Annotated in this window: 15 protein-coding genes and 2 pseudogenes; 7 read left to right on the forward strand and 10 right to left on the reverse strand. The window is 41.6% G+C overall.

The window, feature by feature from the left end:
- Window positions 1-18: 18 nt before the first annotated feature.
- The 3 genes from tssC to NQU59_RS16585 are packed head-to-tail and all read right to left on the reverse strand — an operon-like array spanning window position 19 to window position 2,711.
- Complete coding sequence (gene tssC / locus NQU59_RS16575) at window positions 19-1,500, reverse strand: type VI secretion system contractile sheath large subunit (RefSeq protein WP_151837962.1); 1,482 nt, start codon at window positions 1,498-1,500, stop codon at window positions 19-21.
- Window positions 1,493-1,996 (reverse strand): type VI secretion system contractile sheath small subunit, encoded by a 504-nt coding sequence (gene tssB, locus NQU59_RS16580; RefSeq protein ID WP_005273741.1) that lies wholly within the window; start codon window positions 1,994-1,996, stop codon window positions 1,493-1,495. Before tssB ends, tssC begins: the two co-directional genes overlap by 8 nt.
- Window positions 1,997-2,015: 19 nt before the next feature.
- Window positions 2,016-2,711, reverse strand: coding sequence for a hypothetical protein (locus NQU59_RS16585; RefSeq protein ID WP_257066337.1), 696 nt, complete (start codon window positions 2,709-2,711; stop codon window positions 2,016-2,018).
- Between the two features lie 378 nt (window positions 2,712-3,089).
- Here NQU59_RS16585 and tssH point away from each other — a divergent pair.
- From tssH to NQU59_RS16615, 6 genes and pseudogenes are all read left to right on the forward strand, one after another.
- Window positions 3,090-5,754 (forward strand): annotated as a pseudogene (tssH, locus tag NQU59_RS16590) (type VI secretion system ATPase TssH).
- A 26-nt stretch (window positions 5,755-5,780) separates the two neighbouring features.
- Window positions 5,781-6,878, forward strand: coding sequence for a type VI secretion system protein TssA (gene tssA / locus NQU59_RS16595; RefSeq protein WP_005273736.1), 1,098 nt, complete (start codon window positions 5,781-5,783; stop codon window positions 6,876-6,878).
- A gap of 16 nt (window positions 6,879-6,894) precedes the next feature.
- A complete protein-coding gene (gene tssK / locus NQU59_RS16600) occupies window positions 6,895-8,259 on the forward strand; it encodes a type VI secretion system baseplate subunit TssK (protein ID WP_005242902.1) in 1,365 nt (454 codons plus the stop codon).
- A 10-nt stretch (window positions 8,260-8,269) separates the two neighbouring features.
- Window positions 8,270-9,076 (forward strand): type IVB secretion system protein IcmH/DotU, encoded by an 807-nt coding sequence (gene icmH / locus NQU59_RS16605; protein ID WP_005242904.1) that lies wholly within the window; start codon window positions 8,270-8,272, stop codon window positions 9,074-9,076.
- Between the two features lie 10 nt (window positions 9,077-9,086).
- Complete coding sequence (locus NQU59_RS16610) at window positions 9,087-9,692, forward strand: hypothetical protein (RefSeq protein WP_257064124.1); 606 nt, start codon at window positions 9,087-9,089, stop codon at window positions 9,690-9,692.
- 3 nt (window positions 9,693-9,695) lie between these two features.
- Window positions 9,696-10,664, forward strand: a complete 969-nt coding sequence (locus tag NQU59_RS16615) for a M15 family metallopeptidase (RefSeq protein ID WP_257064125.1) — start codon at window positions 9,696-9,698, stop codon at window positions 10,662-10,664.
- 140 nt (window positions 10,665-10,804) lie between these two features.
- Here NQU59_RS16615 and NQU59_RS16620 read toward each other — a convergent pair whose 3' ends face one another.
- A complete protein-coding gene (locus tag NQU59_RS16620; protein WP_005242908.1) occupies window positions 10,805-11,365 on the reverse strand; it encodes an undecaprenyl-diphosphatase in 561 nt (186 codons plus the stop codon).
- Between the two features lie 157 nt (window positions 11,366-11,522).
- Here NQU59_RS16620 and NQU59_RS16625 point away from each other — a divergent pair, with 157 nt between their 5' ends.
- On the forward strand, window positions 11,523-12,284 hold the full coding sequence (locus NQU59_RS16625; protein ID WP_257064127.1) for a COG4705 family protein: 762 nt from the start codon (window positions 11,523-11,525) through the stop codon (window positions 12,282-12,284).
- A 98-nt stretch (window positions 12,285-12,382) separates the two neighbouring features.
- Here NQU59_RS16625 and posA read toward each other — a convergent pair.
- From posA to NQU59_RS16655, 6 genes and pseudogenes are all read right to left on the reverse strand, one after another.
- Window positions 12,383-16,380 (reverse strand): annotated as a pseudogene (posA, locus tag NQU59_RS16630) (delta-poly-L-ornithine synthetase PosA).
- 167 nt (window positions 16,381-16,547) lie between these two features.
- Window positions 16,548-17,234, reverse strand: a complete 687-nt coding sequence (locus NQU59_RS16635; protein WP_257064128.1) for a PqiC family protein — start codon at window positions 17,232-17,234, stop codon at window positions 16,548-16,550.
- Window positions 17,231-18,886, reverse strand: a complete 1,656-nt coding sequence (locus tag NQU59_RS16640; protein WP_005238885.1) for a PqiB family protein — start codon at window positions 18,884-18,886, stop codon at window positions 17,231-17,233. Before NQU59_RS16640 ends, NQU59_RS16635 begins: the two co-directional genes overlap by 4 nt.
- Before the next feature lie 41 nt (window positions 18,887-18,927).
- The gene (locus NQU59_RS16645) at window positions 18,928-19,707 is read right to left on the reverse strand and encodes a paraquat-inducible protein A (RefSeq protein ID WP_043973003.1); all 780 of its coding nucleotides are present in this window, start codon (window positions 19,705-19,707) and stop codon (window positions 18,928-18,930) included.
- Window positions 19,704-20,354 carry a paraquat-inducible protein A gene (locus NQU59_RS16650; RefSeq protein ID WP_005238887.1) on the reverse strand — a complete coding sequence of 217 codons (651 nt, stop codon included), beginning with the start codon at window positions 20,352-20,354 and terminating at the stop codon, window positions 19,704-19,706. The genes NQU59_RS16645 and NQU59_RS16650 overlap by 4 nt, the downstream gene beginning before the upstream one ends.
- Window positions 20,355-20,617: 263 nt before the next feature.
- Complete coding sequence (locus tag NQU59_RS16655; protein ID WP_257064129.1) at window positions 20,618-22,108, reverse strand: amino acid permease; 1,491 nt, start codon at window positions 22,106-22,108, stop codon at window positions 20,618-20,620.
- Window positions 22,109-22,260: the final 152 nt, after the last annotated feature.

Consider the following 22,260-nt stretch of genomic DNA (forward strand, 5'->3'; position numbering starts at 1 on the left):
ATCTAGCTGATCTCATTATTAATTTGAGGACTGAGGTAGTTCAGTCACGAGTCGTAAAGAAACCGACAACTCATCCAGCTGGAAATGTGGTCTTAAGAAAACCACAGACTTGTAGTGACCCGGTTGAGCTGGGTCTTCTACAACTTTTACAGATGCCTCACGAAGCGGATATTGTGCTTTTGCTTCTTGAGATGCACCATCATCTAGCAAGACATATTGCGAGAGCCATTCATTTAAAAATGCTTCAACATTGCCTGCAGATGCAAAACTTCCCACTTTGTCACGCATCATTGCTTTTAAATAATGTGCAATGCGCGATACCGCCATAATGTATTGGATTTGGCTAGAAAGTGCAGAGTTTGCATTCGCCGTATCACTGTCATATTTTTTAGGTTTTTGAGCCGATTGTGCGCCAAAGAAAGCTGCATAATCCGTATTCTTACAATGTACCAGCGGGATAAAGCCCAGATCACTCAGTTCTTTTTCACGACGGTCAGTGATTGCGATTTCAGTTGGACATTTAAATACCACTTCACCATCTGAAGTCTTGAAGGTATGCACTGGCAAGCCTTCAACCAGACCACCACCCTCTACACCACGAATCGCAGCACACCAGCCATGCATATCAAATGCATTGGTTAAACGGGTACCGAAGGCATATGCCGCATTCATCCATAAATAATCATCATGGTTTTCACCAGAGACATCTTCAATGAAGTTGAAACCTTCAGTTGCAGTACCTTCTTTTGGATGGTATGGCAAACGGCCCAAGACATGTGGCATGGTCAATGCCACATAACGAGAGTCTTCGCTGTCACGGAAAGAACGCCATTGAACGTATTCCGCTGTTTCAAAGATTTTTGAAACATCACGTGGACGATCAATATCAGTAAATGATTCAAGGCCTAAAATACTTGGGCTTGCAGCTGAAACAAACGGGGCATGTGCAGCAGCAGCAACATGAGAGATTTGTTCCAGTAAATACATATCTGATGGGGTACGATCAAATTCGAAGTCACCAATCAGTGCCGCATAGGGTGCACCACCAAATGAACCGTATTCTTCTTCATAAATCTTTTTAAACAAGGTACTTTGATCGAAATCTGTCGCGCCTTGGAAATCTTTTACTAATTCTTTTTTGGTCGTATTTAACATACGAATTTTAATCATTGAATTAGATGGTGTTTCTTGACAGAAATAGTAGAGTCCACGCCACGTTGATTCAATCTTTTGGAATTGCTCGTGGTGCATAATTTCACTCAGCTGATTCGAGATGAGTGCATCAATTTCTGCAATACGCTTGTCAATTGACAAGGTCATATTTTCAGAAACGGTAATCGTTCCTGCCATGACCTCTTTTGCCAACTCACCAATTAGGCTTTTCGCACGAACATGTTCATCGTCATTACGTGCAATGCGGCTTTGCTCAACGATTGAGTCGAGTAAATTCACTGACTCTGTTTCTACACTTGCTGCAGCGGCAGCCTGTAAATTACTCATTTTCAGCCTCCGCACTTAACTGACGGATTTGATCGGTATTTTTTAATACTTCATCCAACAAGTCTTCTAAACGTTCACTGTTAGAAATCTTGTTACGCAAATCAGTTAAACGCTCACGTGCTTCAACCAATTTACGCAATGGATCAACCTGTTGTACTACCTGCTCTGGACGAAAATCTTCCATCGAGTTGAAGGTTAAATCCACAGACATACGACCACCCTCTTCCGTCAAGGTATTCTGAACCTGAAACGCAGCGCGTGGTGCCAATGATTCCATCACTTCATCGATATTATCTAAATCGACATTGATAAATTTTTTGTCTTTTAGTTTGGTTTTTTCTAACTCAGACGCTGCCGAGAAATCACCCATCACACCAACAACAAAAGGAAGTTCTTTTGATTCCTTACCATCACCAACTTCAACATCATATGTGAGTTGTACACGAGGAGGACGTATGCGTTGCAGTTTCTTCTGTACGCTTTCTCTCTTTGCCATAACTTTTCACCCTTGATTATTATTTCAACGAATCGAATGGATTCGAACCTGTCTTTTGAACAGTATTTGGTTGTTTCGTAACTGCAGGTGTTACAGGTGTTTGACGTTTCACCGGTGCAACTGTTTGAGTTACAGTACTACGTGTTGGTTGAGTTGTACGTACTTTTCTGTTCGTAGTACGTCGCGTTGTGTTATTGCTTGACGTATTTCGAATTTCTTTCTTTAAAGATTCATCAGTAATTGCTTTGCTCGTTGAGGTATCTGGAGCAGGTAAAGCAACACGAATGTTATCGCTGAGCTGTTTCGCAGGTGGGTAAGTGAGTTCATTACTCAGATAACGCATTTCACTCGAACGCATGTGTTGCAATGATTGATTGGCAATCTCAACACTGGCTAAAAAAGTAACATCTGTTAAAGTTGTACCACGTACATTTTGCTCTTGTAATTGCGTCGCGAGTTTTAAAGCATTCATCGGTTGCTTTAATTCATACATACGCATTGCTGCTTGAGCTAATAAATCATTTACACGAGAAGCATTATCCTTATCACAAGCCTGCTGATAAAGATCCAAGAGGGTATGATCCGTTTGGTTTGCTGCCAAAGGATACTGTTTAATGCATTTACTTTTTAATTTAATTGGTTTTACTGGTTGATCATCAGCATAAACTGCATTACCGATTAAACTCGTTGTTATACAAAGAATTGATATTACAATACCTTTTTCAAAATATGCCTCATATTATTTAACTTATAATTGAAGAGCTGACAATTATTGTTAAAAACCCTCTTACTCGTCAATTTTTGTACATTTACATCATTTCCGCGAATTTAACAAAAAACACATATAAAGTCAATACTAGTTACGTTTATTAACATTATTAAATTTTCATGACAGACATTCTTGTAAAAAAACTTAAAACGCGTGCATTTTTGTTTAAATGTGACATTTTTGTTGTAGAATAATCTGTATATTCGCACAAAGATACACCAAGTTTTTGATTTTATTCAAAAAATATTTTCAATAGAAAACAACCATATCAAGCTAGAACTCAGCGAATAGGGCTTGGTATTTAAAAATTATTGTGAGTAATAAATGAGTAACTTAAAGGTTTTAATTACAAAACTATCACCTCCTACTCGTACCGCATTAGAAAAATCTGCGAATTATTGTATTAACCAATTGAATTATGAGATTGAAATTGAACATCTATTTGTTGAACTATTAAATCAAAATATAGTCAATGATTTACATATTCTCTTAAAAAAATAATATCTCTTCAGATGCCTTAACTACTGATTTAAAAGAAACAATTGCTTCATTACCAAAAGGTAATACTCGTACGCCAATCTTTGCAAAATCAATTGTTCGGTTATTTGAACAAGCGTGGTTACTCGCTTCAGCAGAACAGACGCCTTTGATTCGGAGTAGTCATTTATTAATTGCATTATTGACCGCACCCGATTTACAACAAATCGCTTTTAGAGCTTCAAGTTTATTTGAACGCTTCCCCATCGATACCATGAAGCACAAGTTTCTCGATCTTTGTGGGAAAAGCAGTGAACAACCACAAATCGAAAATTCCGCTACAACAACTGAACAAACGGCAGATCCTGAATCCACTGTAACTTCAGCCAAAACCCCAGCGCTCGATCAGTACACGATTAATTTGACTGAAAAAGCCAAACAAGGCGGCATTGACCCTGTCATTGGTCGCGAATTTGAAATTCGTCTGATGCTCGACATCCTGATGCGTCGCCGTCAGAACAATCCGATTTTGACGGGTGAACCGGGTGTGGGTAAAACTGCCGTGGTTGAAGGTCTGGCCTTAAAAATTGCACAGGGTCTGGTTCCTGAAGCACTTAGAAATGTTCACCTACATGTTTTAGACATGGGCTTGTTGCAAGCTGGTGCCAGTGTCAAAGGAGAATTCGAGAATCGTTTAAAACAGGTGATTCAAGAAGTACAGGCCTCTGCTCATCCTATTATTTTGTTCATTGATGAAGCACACACCATGATTGGTGCTGGTGGTCAGGCTGGACAAAATGATGCTGCCAACTTACTCAAACCCGCTTTAGCGCGCGGTGAATTAAGAACAATTGCGGCAACGACTTGGGCTGAATACAAACAATACTTTGAAAAAGATGCTGCACTGAGTCGTCGTTTCCAAGTGGTTAAAGTTGAAGAACCAACGGAAGAAGTAGCGATCGATATGTTACGTGCCATGATTCCAGTCATGCAAAGTCACTTCAACCTTCAGATTGATGATCAGGCCATTGTTACGGCCGTTCAAGCATCACACCGTTATATCAGTGGCCGCCAACTCCCAGATAAAGCAGTAAGCGTACTGGATACCGCTTCGGCTCGTGTTGCACTGACGCAAAATGCTCAACCCGTTGTTCTAGATCAACTCAAAGCACAACAGCACAATCTCAAGCTAGAACATCAGATTATTAACAATGAACATCAACAGTTCCCTATTCATCATGAACGCTTACAGGAACTGGATCTGCAACTTGCAGACTTGGGAAAAGAGATTCAAACCACTGAAAGCAAATGGCAACAAGAGCTTGCTTTGGTGAAACAGATTCAAGCGCTGAATGCACAAGCAGAACAAGACCATAAAGCACAAATTGCGACATTGAGAGCGGATTTAGCTCAGTTACAAGGTCAAACGCCTTTAGTGTTTGAACGTGTAAATGCCCAAATCATCAATGAAATTATTTCTGACTGGACTGGTATTCCTGTTGGCAAGATGGTCAATGATGAAATCAAACAAATTCTAAGCCTTGAGGATAAACTGGGCGAACGCGTGATGGGCCAAGACTATGCCCTCACCCAACTCGTGCAAGGTATTAAAACCTCTAAAGCCAAATTAGAAGATCCGAACAAACCACAAGGTGTATTCCTACTGGTTGGCCCAAGCGGAGTAGGTAAAACTGAAACTGCCCTTGCTCTCGCCAATGAGTTGTATGGGGGTGAACAACACCTGATCACCATCAATATGTCTGAATATCAGGAAGCACACACTGTTTCATCCTTAAAAGGTGCACCTCCTGGTTATGTCGGCTATGGTCAAGGTGGCGTTCTCACTGAAGCCGTTCGTCGCAACCCCTATAGTGTTGTACTGTTAGACGAGGTTGAAAAAGCCCACAGTGATGTACAAGAATTATTTTATCAAGTCTTCGATAAAGGGATGCTGGAAGATGGCGAGGGTCGCGTGATCGACTTTAAAAACACCACTATTTTGCTGACCTCGAATACCGGTTCAAGTGCCATCATGCAGGCCTGTTTAAATCAGCCTGTAGAAGACTGGCCACATGCCGAAGATTTGATCGAGCATTTGAAACCAAGTTTGTATAAACAGTTTAAGCCAGCATTTATTGGCCGTATGCGTATCGTGCCTTACTTGCCATTGCATGATGAACTTTTAGTTCGCATCATCAAACACAAACTTGGGAAAATCGTTGCCCGTATTGAAAAACAATATGCAACACAGGTTCAATATTCAGATGATTTAATTGAATTGCTATTAAACCGTTGTACTGAGGTTGATAGCGGTGCGCGTAATGTGGACAACATCCTCAATTCGACCGTTCTTCCTGCTTTGGCAACAGAAATTTTAGTCGCTTTGGCCGAGCACAAATTACCGAAGTCGATTGTGATTGATACCAAGGATGATGAAATTATCTATCAATTGGATCCGGCAGAAAAAACCACCAAGAAACGTTCAAGTAAAAAAGCCAAAGCTGAAGTTTAAAATTTTAAGATTGAGCCAAATTTGTGATGCATATGGATATTATATCTTTACTTACGCCGATTAATGAGCAGTCACCATGTGGTGAGGATTACTCCTTCTCCAATGAGTTCCATGCCATTAAAAAAGCAAAAACCCAAGATGATGTGTTGCTTGATCAAGGGGATTGGGTGACTGAACCCAAACAGGCGGATTGGGACTTTGTCGCAAATACCTCAATGGATTTACTGCAATCGAAAAGTAAAGATATCCGTTTGCTGACTTGGCTTTCTGAAGCCTGGGCCAACCTGTATGGCTTTGAAGGCATTAGTAAAAGTCTGGAACTCAGCCACCGTATACTAGAACAATATTGGTTAACCCTGCACCCTGAAGTCGAAGATGATGATTTAGACCAACGTATTGGGTTATTACAAGGGCTTATTAATCAGCTCCCTTTGCTGATCAAAAAAGTAGCGTTAATTAACCATGCGCCTTTTTATCATTTACTTGATTATGATAATTTTCTTTATCATCAGAATATTCGTCGTAAGCAAAGTGATGATTTTGAAGGTTCAAATAGTCCCTCTGAGTTAGAGCAGTTTGAACAAGCCCTCTCCAATACTGATAAAAACTTTCAACGTCAAAACTACCAACGTTTTAATGAAATTTTGCAGCAATGGGCAACGCTGAAACAAGTTTTAGATGGTTTACTGGGTCTAGATTCACCAAGTTTCGCAGCGATTGATTCAAGTCTTGATACCATTCATATCACGCTGAAAAAGATTTATAAAACCGAGTTGTTTGAGCAAATAACACAAACAGCAATTACAGAAATTGAAACATCGACAACACCGATGGTACAACACGTGACGACACAATCTTCTGCCCCCCAAAATCAGCTGTCTTTCCAGCCGCAAGTTCAATCGCATATTGAAAATCGCGAACAAGCAATGCGTGTATTGCAAGAAATTGCCACTTATTTCGAAAAGAATGAGCCACACAGCCCCGTTAGCTATATGTTGCAAAAAACCATCAAGTGGAGCCAAATGCCACTGCATGAGTGGTTAACCCAAGTGATTAAGGATGAACATCCTTTACAAATGTTGCAGGACACCCTCGGTGTTCAGCCAAAGAATGAATACGAATAATTGTTGGTAATTGAATATGTTTAAAGCAGAAAAGATTCTTTGGGGTGAAGGTTTATTTTTACGTCCCCAGCATTTTCAGATCCAAGATACCTATCATGAACAACGTTTGAATCATACCATTCGGGCGATGATTCCACATGCTTATGGTGTCCAGAAATTAAAATTTGATGAAGTTCAACTCTCTACCCATATTCTCGCTTTACAAGAAGTCGAAATTATTTGGCAAGATGGTGAAATTTATCATGCACCAGCCCAAGATTTATTGCCAGAACCATTATTGTTAGATGACCTCAATCTACAAGGTGAAATGACGGTTTATCTCGCATTACCCATCCTGCAAGCCAATAAGAAAAATATCGCAGATGAAACACGTGCTGTGTCGAGTCGTTACCACAACTATTTGACAGAAACACACGACCTGTTTACCGATGCCAGTCCAGCTGAGCTGAATCTATTGCGTCGTCGTGCTGAATTTAAATTGTTAGAGCAACATATTCAGCCGAGTCAGAATTTAGATGGTTTCTTATATATTCCTGTGGGTAAAATTAAGCGTCAAAGCTCGGGGCACTTCGAGTTAGACAACAAGTTTATTCCACCGATTTTACATATTGCAGCTTCTGAATCTCTGATTAATAACCTAAAGCGTACGCTCAATGTCATTAAGGCCAAAATTAAAACCATTCAGAGCAATAACCGTGAAAACGAACAAAAACTGATTGAATTCCGTTCAGGAGATATCGTTTCCTTCTGGTTGATCAATGCCTTAAATACCGCCTATGCCGGATTGAACCATTTACTCCAATATCCATTGATTCACCCAGAACGTTTATTTTCAGAATTATTGCGTTTAACAGGTTCATTGCTGACCTTCTCGACCGCTTATGATGTCGATCATCTGCCTCATTATAAACATCATCAACTACAAGACAGCTTTCAGCAGCTTGACCTGATCTTAAGAGATTTATTGGATACCATTATTTCAAGCCGCTACTTCAGTATCGCCTTGAAAGAAACGCGACCATCCTATTGGGTGGGCAGTCTTGAGTCAGACAAAATTACCCGTGATACGCGTCTTTATATTGCTGTGTCGAGCAGTATGATGCAAACCCATGAACTGATTCAAATTGTACCTTTGCGTTTCAAAGTGGGTAGTACCATTGATGTAGAACAGCGTGTCATTGCTGCGCTTCCTGCTGTTCCACTCCATCATTTAATGCAAGTACCTACTGCAATTCCTGTACGTTCTGGTGTCAGCTATTTTGAAATCGAGCCGCATCACGAACTCTATCAACGTATGCTTGAGTCAGAGTCCATCTGTGTTTATGTACCTGCTGGATTCCAAGATATAAGTATTGAACTCATTGCGGTAATGAATAGTTAAGAGAACAACAATGACTCAACCCACTGGCATCCCCTCTTTATTTGATGATGGAAAAATTGGTTCAGGTTTACCTACCGCTGATCAACCACAGAATAAAGCGCAAGCAACCAACTTGATTGACCTCTTACATGATGGGTTCTATCTGGTTTTTTTACTTCGTAATCGTTATATCCCGACAAATCCAAGTGATTTTCGCGAAAAGATTGTCGACTTACTCAATCGTTTTGAACAACAGGCCAAGCGTTTACAATTTTCTGCTGACGATATTCATGATGCCAAATATGCTTTTTGTGCCCTGATTGACGAAACCATTGCCACACAACAAGATGCTGCTTATTTTAATTTGCAAAATTCCTGGCTGATCAGCCCATTGCAATTGAGCTTATTTGGCTCTCAATTGGCTGGTTATCGTTTTTTTGAAATCTTGGAACAACTCCGTAGTCGTGGTAAAGAGCGCTTAGCATCGCTTGAAGTATTTCACTACTGCTTGCTACTTGGCTTTCAGGGAAAATATCGCCTGGAATCAGTGGAAAGTTTAAACCATTTGGTTGCACGCGTGGGCGATGAAATTGACTACCTCAAAGGCAAAAAAGCGGCATTCTCGCCATTCGCAGCGATCCCTGATCATATCAAACATATTATCCATCACGAGTTGCCATTTTTCTGGATTTTGATCTTTTTATTAATCTTTGCTGCCCTGACTTTTGCAGGCTTGAAATTCATGCTGTCCAAGCAGAATCACAATGCCCTAAACCCTTATCAAAATGTGATTTCAGCACCTGCTGAAGAAGCACATATCACCATCCATTTACCTTAGTTGATAACGTATGACTCAGGAAAGAACAACTTCTTTACGCATATTACAGACCAATAAGAAAAAAACCTTATCTCCTGTAATTTATTTACTGATTGGATTTCTTTCAGGGATTATTTTTACCTCGCTGATTTTCTTTCTGTTTGTTACGGACTCAAATACAGTTGAAGCAGTACCACTAGAACAAGAACAGACCGTGGACGAAAATACAAATATCCAACCTCATGCAAAAGTGCCATCTCATAGTTCTGAAGAACCCATGCCTGTTCATCATGAAACAGCCGAATCAGCAGAAGACAATGGGTTTGCTCAGCCAGGCAGTAATGATTTAAATAAATTTTTCCAGCGCACGCCTCCACCCACTGCGCCTGTCCGTACTGGTCAACAAATTTCACCTTTTGCGAATGAACCGAATAGCAAAGCAATCCAGCCGTCAGCACCTGCAAAACCTGTAGCAACTAAAAATGAACTACCGACGACCAATAAAGTTGTTAAACCCGCATCTCAGCCAGTCAAAGCAGCGTCTCCAAAAACGGTAGAACCTGAAGCCGAAGCACCTGATGCAACTGTGCAAATCAAAGTCACTCAGAAACCATTTGCTGTGAATGAACTGAAATAACACATGATCTGGTTTATCTTTTTCTGCTTCATCGCGGTTGCGATCGGATTAACACTGCTCATGTCTCATGAGTTGCGTTATAAATCCAAACAGTTCCTGCAATCCTTATTGCCAAGTAGCAAAAAGAAAATCGTAAATGCCATGCAGTTTGCGGAAAATATGCACCAAGCAGCTTCACCAGACAGACTGCAATCACATTGGCATTTGCAACAATGGTGGATTTTAGTTGCGGGTTTCTTTTTATTTGCAAGTATCCTCATTTTTGCTTTTACACGTCCGATCAACTCCACACGTATAGAGGCAGAATACCTAAAAGAAACAGATCCACAAATTTATAGCCTACTCAATGGTGAAATGTTAAGCCCGCCACCAGAAGTAGATGAAACCCTTATTCAAGATGCAATTGTGGAAGCCACTCGTCTTGAACAAGCTTATCAGGCGCAACACCCAACTGATCCAAGTATTGATGCGTCTCAGATTGAAATTCCACTGACTCATTCGCATGGCAGTTTAGATTCGTCTTTGGTTGATCGTAAATGGGATAAAATTAATCCACGTTATAAACAGCGCTTGCTCATGGTGTTCAAAATTATGAAAGAGCAGCATGGTTATGAACTGGTTTTACTTGAAGGCTATCGCAGTCCAAATCGCCAAAATATGTTAGCGGGTAACCCGAACACAACACGTGCCAAAGGCTATCAAAGTTATCATCAATTTGGCTTAGCCGCAGATGTTGCCTTTAAACGGAATGGTAAAGTGGTTATCTCGGAACGTGATCCATGGGCAATGCGGGGTTATGAACTTTACGGACAAGTTGCTGAATCTGTTGGCTTAACATGGGGTGGTCGTTGGAAATCCATCAAAGACTATGGCCATACCGAATACCGTATGCCAGGCTTAAGAAAAACCAAAGAAATGGCCGATCAACTAACAGCTGAAGGGCAATTAACTGCTAAATCTGAGGACTCTTAATGCATCTGGTTATTATTCCACTGCTCTAAAAATAGATAAACCTGTGCATTTTTATATGGTTGCACAGGTTTTGGTGTTATATTCAATTATAAGTAATATCTAAAATCGACTCTTCAATCTCTACCTCTGCTTAAATAACTTTATTTAGCTAGGGATATAGAAACGGGTTTCCTGAATTTTAAAATAAACTCTTTGAAAACCAGATTCATAATTAATACAAGTATAAAAGCAATAACAAATGAACCTAATATATCAAAAGGAAAGTGGACACCAATATAAACTCTTGACCAGCCCACAATGACGCCCAGTAAAAGTGCCATACTGCCAATTTTTCGGTAGCCTGAGAGCAAGTATGAAAAAGCAATCGTCATGACTGTTAAGGTATGCTGACTTGGAAATGATGAAGATGAACCATGCCCTGTCAAGATATGCCCAATCCCAAGATCAAAAGGACGTGGATGGTAATACACGGCATGAATCAGTTGTGTCACCAATAAAGAAGCCAACACTGTAATCAACGTTTTTATAAACTGCCCTTTATATGCCTTATCCTTAAAAAATAAAGAGACAATTAAAAATATAAATAAAACTGCAATTAAATTATGTGAAGAAAATAATGCAATTTTATCTAAAATAGGGTTTTGTGTTGCAGTAGCGTTTATCCAGTTAAATAAACGAATATCGATAGCTTCAATTGACATCGCCAATCGTTCCATGATGATTTGACGCTAAAATATAAGAAGTCCACCTTAAACTAAAATTAAAGATTCTAAAATTTTGAATAAAATTACAATTTAAGCTTAAGCCTGAATTAATAAAAAAGGCTAAATTTTACTCACCCTCAAATTGGAGTGAATAATGGATAAAAATACGCTCAGTCAGACATTTAGCAAAGTTCCTGAAGTTACCCTCATCTTCTGGATCATAAAAATTGCAGCAACCACGCTGGGTGAAACAGCGGGTGATGCTTTATCTATGTCGCTTAATTTTGGTTATATCTTAAGCACCTGTATTTTCTCTATTATTTTCATTGGCTTTGTTGCATTGCAAATGAAAGCCAGACAATACAAACCTTTCTTATATTGGGCAACAATCATTTCCACCACTACACTCGGCACCACCATCGCAGATTTTGTGGATCGCTCTTTAGGAATCGGCTATTTCGGAGGCAGTACACTGCTTCTTATTTTATTACTTGCTTCTCTGGCAGTCTGGTATCAGAGTTGTGGAAATATTGCAGTTAATAGCGTTCAGTCTACAAAAAGTGAAGCTTTTTATTGGATCACCATCATGTTTTCACAAACCTTAGGCACCGCTTTGGGAGACTGGACAGCTGATACGCAAGGATTGGGTTATACCGCCTCGGCATTGATCTTTGGTTCTCTCCTCTTAATGCTAGCTGCATTTTATTACTGGACTCAAATCTCAAGAACCTTACTTTTCTGGTCCGCCTTCGTTCTCACAAGACCTTTAGGTGCTGTCCTAGGAGATTTCCTTGATAAACCACTGGATCATGGGGGCCTTGATTTAAGTCGATTCGGTGCTTCATTCGTGTTATTGGCTTTTATTGTAATGTGTCTCATGTTCTTTAAAACCAAACCAGCCTCAACAGCACATTAAGTATTGTTATGACATGACCACGTTCTTTAAAACATCTAAGAAAAAGGGATAAGCACTTGCGCTGCTTACCCCTTTCATATGTTTGGCTAGTTATAAACTTATTGATGTCTCCAAGGCACAGCAGGTGAACCAATCCAAGCCGATTTAGCTGGAATGTTCTCACCCTTCATCACCAGGGTCAGTGGACCCAATACCGCATGATGACTCACATTGGCATTATATAAAATAATACTGCGCGCATTCACCACCACATCATTGCCCACTTTCACCTGACCAATTTTCATGATTCGGTCTTCAAATAAGTGCGTCTGTGGACCAGAGAAACTGTTAAACTCCGCTCGATCTCCAATCTCAACACAGTCAAACTCAGTGATATCTGCACTATCCATATACACATCCTTACCTATACGTACCCCTAACAGGCGCAGGAAGAACGGTAACATTGGTGTGCCTCTGAGATAGTTCAGGAAGTTCGGGATGGCAACCGCTTCATATAAACTGGTCACCCCTTCACTTAACCAGACAAACATGGTCCACATCGGTGCTGAACGTGGTTGGTAACGTCCAATTAGAATCCACTTCAATAACGCCACGATCACAAAGCAGCCCACTCCATAGAGTAACCCCGCCAAAGTCAAGGCCAATAGCCCTGTCGCGATATTGTAGTTATTAATCACATCGATAATTTCCAATACGATCATATAACCCACACCAATCGCCAGCGCTGCCGGTAATACGATCCGTAGACCTTCAATCAAACCACGCATCAGACGTCGTTTGAAACTCGGCTGAAAGGTCAGGTGATCTGGATATTGTTCTGCGGCTTCACGTGCAGGCAGCAGTAAAGGTGGAGAACCAAACCAGGTTTGACCTGAATACATTTCTCGGTTATCTGGTGTTTTGGATTGCACCCCAATCAACACATTGTCCGGTAATACCGTCCCATCCGCGATATAGGCACTATTCCCCACAAAGCTGCGGTTACCAATCTGGGTCGATTTTAAGGTCATCCAGCCACCCTTGATTTCCTCATCCCCAACATCACGGCATCGGCAATAAAGCTTTCCTCTCCCAAGGTCAGCATTTCAGGAATTACTCCATTTGCTGTTGAGATTTCAGTGTTCTTACCGACTTTGGCACCCAACAAACGGAACCAGGTCGGTGCGTAAATGGTGGCGAATAAACCATGCAGGGTTTGTAAACTGGTTTCCAGAATCTGTGATGCAAACCATTTACGGTAATAAGTACCACCATGAATGGCATAGCTGCCAGTCTCTAAACGCGGCAAAGCCACTTTGCGTAAGACCGAAGAGATCAGTGCGGTAATTACCATCATCATCGCACTGGCTGGAATCGCCAGAATGAAATAGTACAATGCAATCTGTAAGTGGTTGTTCGAATCAATATTAAAAATATTGACATCTAACCAGTCCACCAACAGGAAGCTTGGAAAGATCGGGATAAAAAAGATACAGGCAATGAATAAGGCACTGATTGCATAGTAGGCATATTCTGAGATTTTGCGGATAAACGACAGTTTTGGGCGTGCAGCCAATGGCTCCAGGCTGTCAACATGGCCAATTTTCTTCGCAGGTGTACCGTCCCAGATTTCCCCTGCTGGCACTGTGGTGTCATATTCAATCGCAGTTAAGGCATTTACATGAGCACGGGGTTCTAATACGGTATTTTCTTCCAGAACGGCATAGGAACCAACATAACTGTCTTGTTTGAGCTGGATTGAGCCCAATACCAGATGACCATGTTCAACTTTGGCATTCTCTAGATTGACATTGGAACCAATACTGACCCCATCTTCAATGGTCAATAAAGATGGCATCCGGATATGTACGGAACTGATGTTGACATCATGGCCAATCTTTGCGCCCAGTGCCTTGAGGTAGAGATTCAGCAAGGTGGAACCCGATAAGAGATATACAGGTGAAATGCTGCTGATTCGGTCCGCCAGCCACCAACGGAAATAGGTCATTCCCCAGAGTGGGTAACGCCCTGCTGGTATCCCGAGTAATAACACCCGTTTTACGGTAATCGACAGCGCAAAGCTGGCAAGAATCACCGTTATATAGACCAGTAATGACAATAGAATCGCCGATGGAATGGTGTCTCGGGTACCGCCGGTAAAATAATGGTAGGTAAAGAACGGAGCCAGCCATTGTAAGATGTTGATCGAAATCAGCACTGGAATCGTCACCAATTGTGCCAGACCACACAGCCATTTATAGCGGGTATTCCGTGGATTATCCTGCCCAAGCTGGCTATCGAATAATGATGCTTCAGGTTGTTCCAGCATCAGTGCGGCAATGGCACCCACTCTGCGAGCCTGATACAGGCTTTGAATGGTTAGGTGACTGTATTCAGGGTGCTCGCGTAGGTTGGAAATCAGTACAGCAGCCAGCAGTGAATGTCCACCGAGATCGTCAAAGAAGTCTGCATCTAATTTAATCGGGATATTTGGAAATAAACGATTGAGTATGCCAAATAAGATTTCTTCGGCCTGATTCTGCGGCTGATCTGATTCGCTCCGATCGACCACACTGGTTAATGGACGTGCTTTCAGTGCCTTACGGTCAATTTTTCCTGACAATAAGCGTGGTACTTCTTCAATCACTTCAAAGCGGTTCGGCACCATATAAGGTGGCAAGCGCTGACTGAGGTGATGACGCAGCTGTTTAATTTCAATGGCCTGTTGGGCATCAATTTCAGGAGCAATGAAGGCAATCAACTGATCAATACCGTCTTCAGCACGTAGAATTACGGCTGCGGTGCCAATGCCATCCAGATCACATAACGCAGCTTCAATCTCACCGAGTTCAACCCGGAAGCCGCGGATTTTAACCTGATCGTCGGCACGGCCTAAGCAATGTACCTGACCAAATTCATCGATTTTGGCCAGATCCCCAGTGCGATACAGGTTTTCTTCATCAGGGTTACTGGCCCATGGATTCTGAATAAATTTATCTGCGGTCAGATCAGGACGTCCGAGATAGCCAGGGGCCACACTTGGTCCAAAGATACATAGTTCCCCTGTTTCTCCTTGCGGCAACAATTCGCGCTCCGCATTGATGACCAGCATGCCATAGTTGGGTAAAGGCTTGCCAATGGTCACTGGTTTGCCACGCTGCAACAGTTCCAGACTGGCAGAGACCGTGGTTTCAGTTGGCCCATAGGTGTTAAACATTTGGTGGTGAGCTAAGGCCCAGCGATCGACCAGTGAATCCGGGCACATTTCTCCACCCAGATTGATGATGCGCAGATTCGGTACATCTTCCGGGAATAAAGCCAATAATGTTGGCACCGCATGTAGAACCGTGATCTGTTGCTGTTGCAAGGTTTTACACAGGCGTTCTGGATCACTGACCAGTGATTTAGGTGCTATCCACAATGTTGCACCGACCAGATAAGACAGCCAGATTTCCTCAAAAGACATGTCAAAAGCCACTGAGAAGCCTTGATAGACCTTGTCTTGCTCCTGAATGCCCAGGATACTGTTTTCACTACGCAGGAAATGGCAAATATTCTTCTGGGTAATGACAATCCCTTTCGGTTTACCTGTCGAACCTGAGGTATAAATAATATAGGCGGGTTGCTCAGGTGTGGTTCTGGCGAGTTCAACCGCCTGATCGAGTGGGCGTTGTAATTCGGTATTGGTCCACTTGCTTTGTGGGACTTCAGCCAAATGTTCATACCACTCATCGGTGGTGATCATGCCGACTGCCGCAGCATCGTCAAGACACACTGCAATCCGGTCTGCCGGGGTATCCATATCAAAAGGCAACCATGCAGCGCCACTAAGGCAGATCGCCAATTGGGATTTTAATAATTCAATTCCTCGCGGTAACCACAAGCCAACAATATCTCCCGCTTTAACCCCCTTCAAGGTTAAGTGCTGTGCCATGACCAGTGCTTGCTGATATAACTCGGCATAACTGATCTGTTGCTCTGCTTCGATCAGGGCAGTCTTTTGAGGGAGGCGTTGCGCAGTCTGGACAAAAATATCGGTTAAAACTTCTTCCTGCAAAAACTCTGGGTGGTGCTTACCACGAATAATATTTTTTGCGCTCATCACACATTGATTCATTGTTATACTCTCTTTAATGCTCTGATTTAGCTAAAAGCGAATAGACTATTCGTATGAGCTGTAACTTAAAGAGAACAACTTAAAACAATATTAAAGCACTAGATGGATATAAAGATTAAAACGTTAAGTGAACATCTATGCTCCATTTCCACCATATTTCATCTAGATTATGAACAAATCACCCCATTGATGTTGGTTTGAGTTTTCGAATCCGAGGCCATAATTGACAGTGCAATGGCGTCAACAACTCTGCTCAATGATCCACTAACTGCACTCACAATATTCTGCATTGAATCATTATGATCCTGTATCGGTTGACTAAAGCTCATCCGACACGCCAACTGCTGATTTTGATTTGAATTTTGATCCAAAGTGATATTGGGATCATTACGTTTAATAATCCAAGCCACAGCGACCTCTACATTTTTCTTGGTAGCATCAGCAGTGACAACATCAAAATGGGAAAAATCAGTCGCAACCCGATAAGACACTTTACCGCCTGCCATACCGCTATTATAACGATCGACCGCGCCAAGCTTTTGCTGCAAACCGGCTGACAAATTGTCTCTTAACTCCGCACCCAACGTTGAGGTCCAGCGCTCGTTCTCTAAAATTCGTGATTTACCCGCAGCATCCTGCACTACGATCGGCGCACGATTGATACGATCAGGCAAACCAACAGGCAGAACCTCGATCACACGCACCTTCGAATTTGCCAAAGGTGAGACTTTGCTTGCCAAGGTATAATAATTTGGCGTAGGCGTACTTGAACATGCAGCCAACAATAAAGCCATGGACAAGAGACTGATTTTCGATGAAACCATCAATAGTGGTTTGACTGTGCTGTTGATCATTTCTTGTCTGCCTCTGTTTTTTTACCACGAATCAATGATTCAGGATGCTGTTCAATATAATCCGCCATTAATTGCAAGGATGCGGCTGCTCTGGTCATTTGTTGTAAAGCTTTACGCACATCCTGTTGCATCGGCGCGTCACTAGATAAAATCGACTCACTAGATTGCATGGTTTTACGCACATCATTCAGTGTCGCTTGCAAGCCCGGTGCAACTTTGCCATCCAACTGTTTCACCAACTTGTCGGTTGACTCAATGGTGGTATTCATATTCTTAAGTGTCTTACGAACATCCTGCCCAATCTCTTCGAGTGGGAACTTACTGACTTTATCGGCAATTTGTGAAACTTGCGCCTGTAAACCGCTCAACTCTGTTGCAGTAGTTGGCACTTCGGCACGTCCATCTGCATGCATAATTAAAGATGCAGCTTTAGCTTTTGGAAACTTATCAAAAGCAATATAGTTCTGGCCTGTTAATAAATTACCCGTCCGCATCTGCGCGCGCCAGCCTTTTTCAATGAAGTATTTAAAAATTTCACCATCTGGATCCAGCTCTTTACCGTGGGCCAAACGCGATGGATAAATCACTGCATCCACGCGCATTCTTAAATGCGTATAAGACTGATCAAACTCAACATTGATTGATTTGACATTACCAATCTCAATCCCCATAAAGTCAATCGGTGCGCCAGCCGTTAAGCCGCGTAGCGAATGATCAAAGTACATAATAATTGGACGTGGTTTACCATCTGGTTCTTTCATTGCCTCTTTGCGGGAATCAGACAAAGTAAAATAGCTGTTGTCAGGTGCTATAGCTCCTGCCGAATTTTCTGGATAACCAAATGCAATCCCACCAGCCACAATACTGGCAAGCGATTGGGTATCTAAATTAAATCCAGATGCATTTAAAGTCACATCGACACCGCTGGCCTGCCAGAAACGGGCATCCGTTGTCACAAATTTATCGTAGGGCGATTGAATAAAAGTTTGCAATTCCACACTTTTACCATCTGCCGCTAATTTATAGGCCGTAATCTGCCCGACATTAATTCGACGATAATAAATCGGTGCACCAATATCCAATGAACCTAAATCTTGTGCTTTGAGGAAAAAAACTTTACCAGGGATATCCGAAGACACCACAGGTGGTACTTCCAGCCCTGTAAAATTCTCTTGTTTTTGCTCTGCTTTTCCACCATCGACTTCAATATAGGCCCCAGACAATAAAGTATCGATACCCGAAATCCCACCAGTTCCTACTCTGGGTCTCACCACCCAGAAGCGTGAATCTTTGGCTGCAAAATTACTGGCATCTTTGCGTAGTTCAATTTTGGCAATAACATGTGAACGATCATCTGAAAGATCAATCTGGCGAACCAAACCAATATCGACCTGTTTATAACGCACAGTGGTTTTACCCGCAACTAGGCCCTCTGCGGTACGGAAAGACACTTCAATGGTTGGACCTGTATCGAGGACAGCTTTGGCCGCCAGTGAAATCCCAATTAAAAGCGCAACAAAGGGAACCAGCCAAATCAATGCAGGTCGCCAACGCCCTTTCTTTTTTTCTGGCTCGGCAAATACTGCATCGTTCTGAGTTAACTCGATTGAGTTCTCTTCAGTATTTTGGCTATTGTGTGTATTTTCTGACATAGTGATCATTCTTTTATTGGTCAAAAATAGGACAATTCATCTTAACTTTTCAATGGATGAACAACGCTTGCTTTTAACTGCTTGGGTATCTGGCTGTCCATCTGCTGCGCCTTGAAATAATTGTCCCAAATAATTCTGGGGTCGAAACTGAGAGAAGCAAGCATGGTTAATACTACAACGGCACCAAAGGCGACTGCACCGGGTCCTGCCAAAATAGTGGCCAGTGACTGAATTTGAATCAATGCAGTCAGCAATGCAACCACAAAAACATCGATCATAGACCACCGTCCAATAAACTCAACAATACGGTACATCAGTGCACATTGTTCAGGGGTAAAATGCCATTTGGAGGAGGATTGCATATATACCGAAACCAATAAAAAAATCAGAATCAGTAATTTTAAAATCGGAATAAAGATACTGGCCATAAAAATCACCGCAGCGACCAAATAATCACTATTTTGCCAAAAATAAATCACGCCACTGATAATAGTATCTTGCTGACGGCCCAATAAAGAATCGGTAACGGTCATCGGAAGAACATTGGCAGGAATATATAAAATCGCAGCAGCAACCACCAAGGCAAAGGTACGGTTTAAACTTTCTGGCTTGCGTGAATGCAACACACTTTTACATCGGGTGCAGTGTGCATGCCCATGTTGATTAGCATGAGCATCAACTTGGTTAAGTAATCCACAACAATGGCATTGAACTAGCCCGATATCTTTTGCCCGAATATAGTTTTTAACCTGCAAATCAACATCTGAAAGCTGTTCTACAATTGAAAATGTTTCGGAGTTCTGATCTTGGTCCTGCTTCATCCCAAACTCCTATCCACTTCATTCCAGAGATCTTTAATCTTAAGTGAGGCAATATAGACCAAAAGTACGCTGAGCAAGGTAAAGGCCCAGAGTGCAATGCCTGGAATAACTGTCACCATTCCTACCAGTTTAACCAATGTTACCAGTACACCGATTAAAAACACTTCCACCATTCCCCATGTCCGAAACAGGAATAATATACGCAGTGCAGGAATTAAATATGCAGGTCTACGTTTCCAGAAACTAATACAAGCAAGAACATAGCTGAGTAATAACAATTCAATCAAAGGCACAATAAAGGTGGTAATTAGAATCAGCACACCGACCAAGGCACGATCAATATGAAACATGGTCCATGCTGCACCCATTAAGGTGGTTTGTGAGGTATTGCCTTGCAACTCAACAATCACAATGGGAAAGCTATTCGCAATCACAAAAACAATCAATGCAGTTAATACCAAGGCCAGCAAAGACGAAAATGAACGGCTTCTTCGATACAACTCTGCCCCACAACAGGTGCAGTAAGCTCGCTCATTGGGTAAAAGATCAATCTTACGGTAAATTGCATCGCATTCTTCACAAGCTGCTAATTCACTTAAGATGACTTTTTGGCCTATTGCTAAAGGCTGATTATTTTTATTCGCCATGCAGTCATGCCCATTTCAAAGACTCGCTATGATTAAAAAAACCGACTTAAGTTCTGTTATACCGCTTATTTTTGTAATCACAACGCATCATGGTCATTCTTACACAATATATAAACAAATTATCTAAATCAATTCAGTCATCTAATCACACAAGTTTACTGATGAATACGGTATTGTGCATCCCTACGTACAATAAAAAAACGAATAAAATTGCACAACTACCGCAATCTTACTCGTCTAGTCTTTTTAAATAATATTATGATTTAACTAATTTTTTCTTTATAAAACATATAGTAGCTTGCATAGCACGCGATAATGAACAAAATACAACAGATAAAGCCAACCTGCATCGATGGGTCTGTGACCATACTAATACAGGTAATCACACAAAATAGGCCACCTAAAATCGGTGTTAATGGAAATAATGGCGCAGCAAACTTAAGATCTTTCACCGTTTTGCCTGATTTAATCCATTGTCTGCGAAAATTAAACTGGCATACACAAATCGAAATCCACACCACTACCATCGTAAAGGCAGCAACCCCCAATAAATTCTTGAAAATTGTTTCAGGTGCAAAATGTTCCGATAACAGACCTGGAATTGCCCCAAACATGGTCACAATAATCGCAACAATTGGTGTTCCGGAGCGGGTTAATTTGGAGAAAACTTTCGGTAACTGATTCTTTGCCGAGAGTGACCACATCATACGTGATGCAGCAAATAAACCCGAGTTCGCTGCGGATAAAAGTGCGGTAATAATAACAAAACGGATGATATCTTCTGCATATGCGATGCCAATATAATTAAATACCGTAACGAATGGACTATTACTCACGCTATTTGAATTAAGGCCCGCCATTTCAAAAGGAAGGAGTGCGCAGATCACCACAATGGTACCGACAAAGAAAATCAATAAGCGCCAAATTGCAGCATTGATTGCCTTGGGTACCGTTTTTGCTGGCTCTTCTGCCTCACCTGCTGCAACCCCAATCAATTCAGTTCCCGAAAAGGCAAAATTTACAATCAACATTGTTGCAAAAATTGGAAAAATACCATGGGGAAACCAGCCGTGTTCAGTGAGCTTACTAAATAATGGTGCAGACTCATGCCCATGATAAGAAATAAAGCCAAAGATCGCAGCTAAGCCTAAACCAATAAAACAGATAATGGTCAGCACTTTAACCAAGGATAACCAGAATTCAGACTCAGCAAATAATCGAGTAGAACTGACATTCAAACTAAAGACCAACCCAGCAAACAGCAAAGTCCATGTCCACATCGAAACGGAAGGAAACCACTCCTGCATCAGCAATGCCGCAGCGGTAAATTCAGTCCCTAAAGTTGCGGTCCAAGTCAACCAATACAACCAAGTAATCATATAGCCTGTGCCTGGTCCAATATATGTTCTGGCATACTCACCAAATGAACCAGAAACAGGCATATGTACGGCCAACTCACCCAAACATAACATGACCATATAGGCGATTACGCCACCCAGAAAATAGGAAATAATTGCACCAACGGGACCCGCCTGAGAAATGACATCACCAGAACCTAGAAACAATCCGGTTCCGATTGCTCCACCCAATGAAATCATGACCAAATGACGTTTGGTCATGGCACGTTTTAAGGGTTTTCCAGCCTCGATCTCGGCACTAGAAATGCCCGATGCGCTGGTTACCTCTTGCTGCGGTACATATGACCCACTCAGGATTTCTCCTGATAAAAATGTCTTTTCATTATTGTTACTCATACACGGTCACTCCAAGTGTATATATGACAACCTATCCTTGCTATTTCACTTTCATAAAAAAAATGAATATCTAAACGATCTTATTTGACGCGTTTTGTTTTACTGAACATCCATATTCAAACTCCATTTATGTCGATTTCCTGTTGACATCT

Source organism: Acinetobacter colistiniresistens, from assembly GCF_024582815.1.
Taxonomy (GTDB): domain Bacteria; phylum Pseudomonadota; class Gammaproteobacteria; order Pseudomonadales; family Moraxellaceae; genus Acinetobacter.

Coding starts and splice junctions, on each gene's coding strand:
- tssC (WP_151837962.1), bottom strand. CDS start 1,500: ATGAGTAATTTACAGGCTGCCGCTGCAGCAAGTGTAGAAACAGAGTCA.
- tssB (WP_005273741.1), bottom strand. CDS start 1,996: ATGGCAAAGAGAGAAAGCGTACAGAAGAAACTGCAACGCATACGTCCT.
- tssA (WP_005273736.1), top strand. CDS start 5,781: ATGCATATGGATATTATATCTTTACTTACGCCGATTAATGAGCAGTCA.
- tssK (WP_005242902.1), top strand. CDS start 6,895: ATGTTTAAAGCAGAAAAGATTCTTTGGGGTGAAGGTTTATTTTTACGT.
- icmH (WP_005242904.1), top strand. CDS start 8,270: ATGACTCAACCCACTGGCATCCCCTCTTTATTTGATGATGGAAAAATT.
- NQU59_RS16610 (WP_257064124.1), top strand. CDS start 9,087: ATGACTCAGGAAAGAACAACTTCTTTACGCATATTACAGACCAATAAG.
- NQU59_RS16615 (WP_257064125.1), top strand. CDS start 9,696: ATGATCTGGTTTATCTTTTTCTGCTTCATCGCGGTTGCGATCGGATTA.
- NQU59_RS16620 (WP_005242908.1), bottom strand. CDS start 11,365: ATGTCAATTGAAGCTATCGATATTCGTTTATTTAACTGGATAAACGCT.
- NQU59_RS16625 (WP_257064127.1), top strand. CDS start 11,523: ATGGATAAAAATACGCTCAGTCAGACATTTAGCAAAGTTCCTGAAGTT.
- NQU59_RS16635 (WP_257064128.1), bottom strand. CDS start 17,234: ATGATCAACAGCACAGTCAAACCACTATTGATGGTTTCATCGAAAATC.
- NQU59_RS16640 (WP_005238885.1), bottom strand. CDS start 18,886: ATGTCAGAAAATACACACAATAGCCAAAATACTGAAGAGAACTCAATC.
- NQU59_RS16645 (WP_043973003.1), bottom strand. CDS start 19,707: ATGAAGCAGGACCAAGATCAGAACTCCGAAACATTTTCAATTGTAGAA.
- NQU59_RS16650 (WP_005238887.1), bottom strand. CDS start 20,354: ATGGCGAATAAAAATAATCAGCCTTTAGCAATAGGCCAAAAAGTCATC.
- NQU59_RS16655 (WP_257064129.1), bottom strand. CDS start 22,108: ATGAGTAACAATAATGAAAAGACATTTTTATCAGGAGAAATCCTGAGT.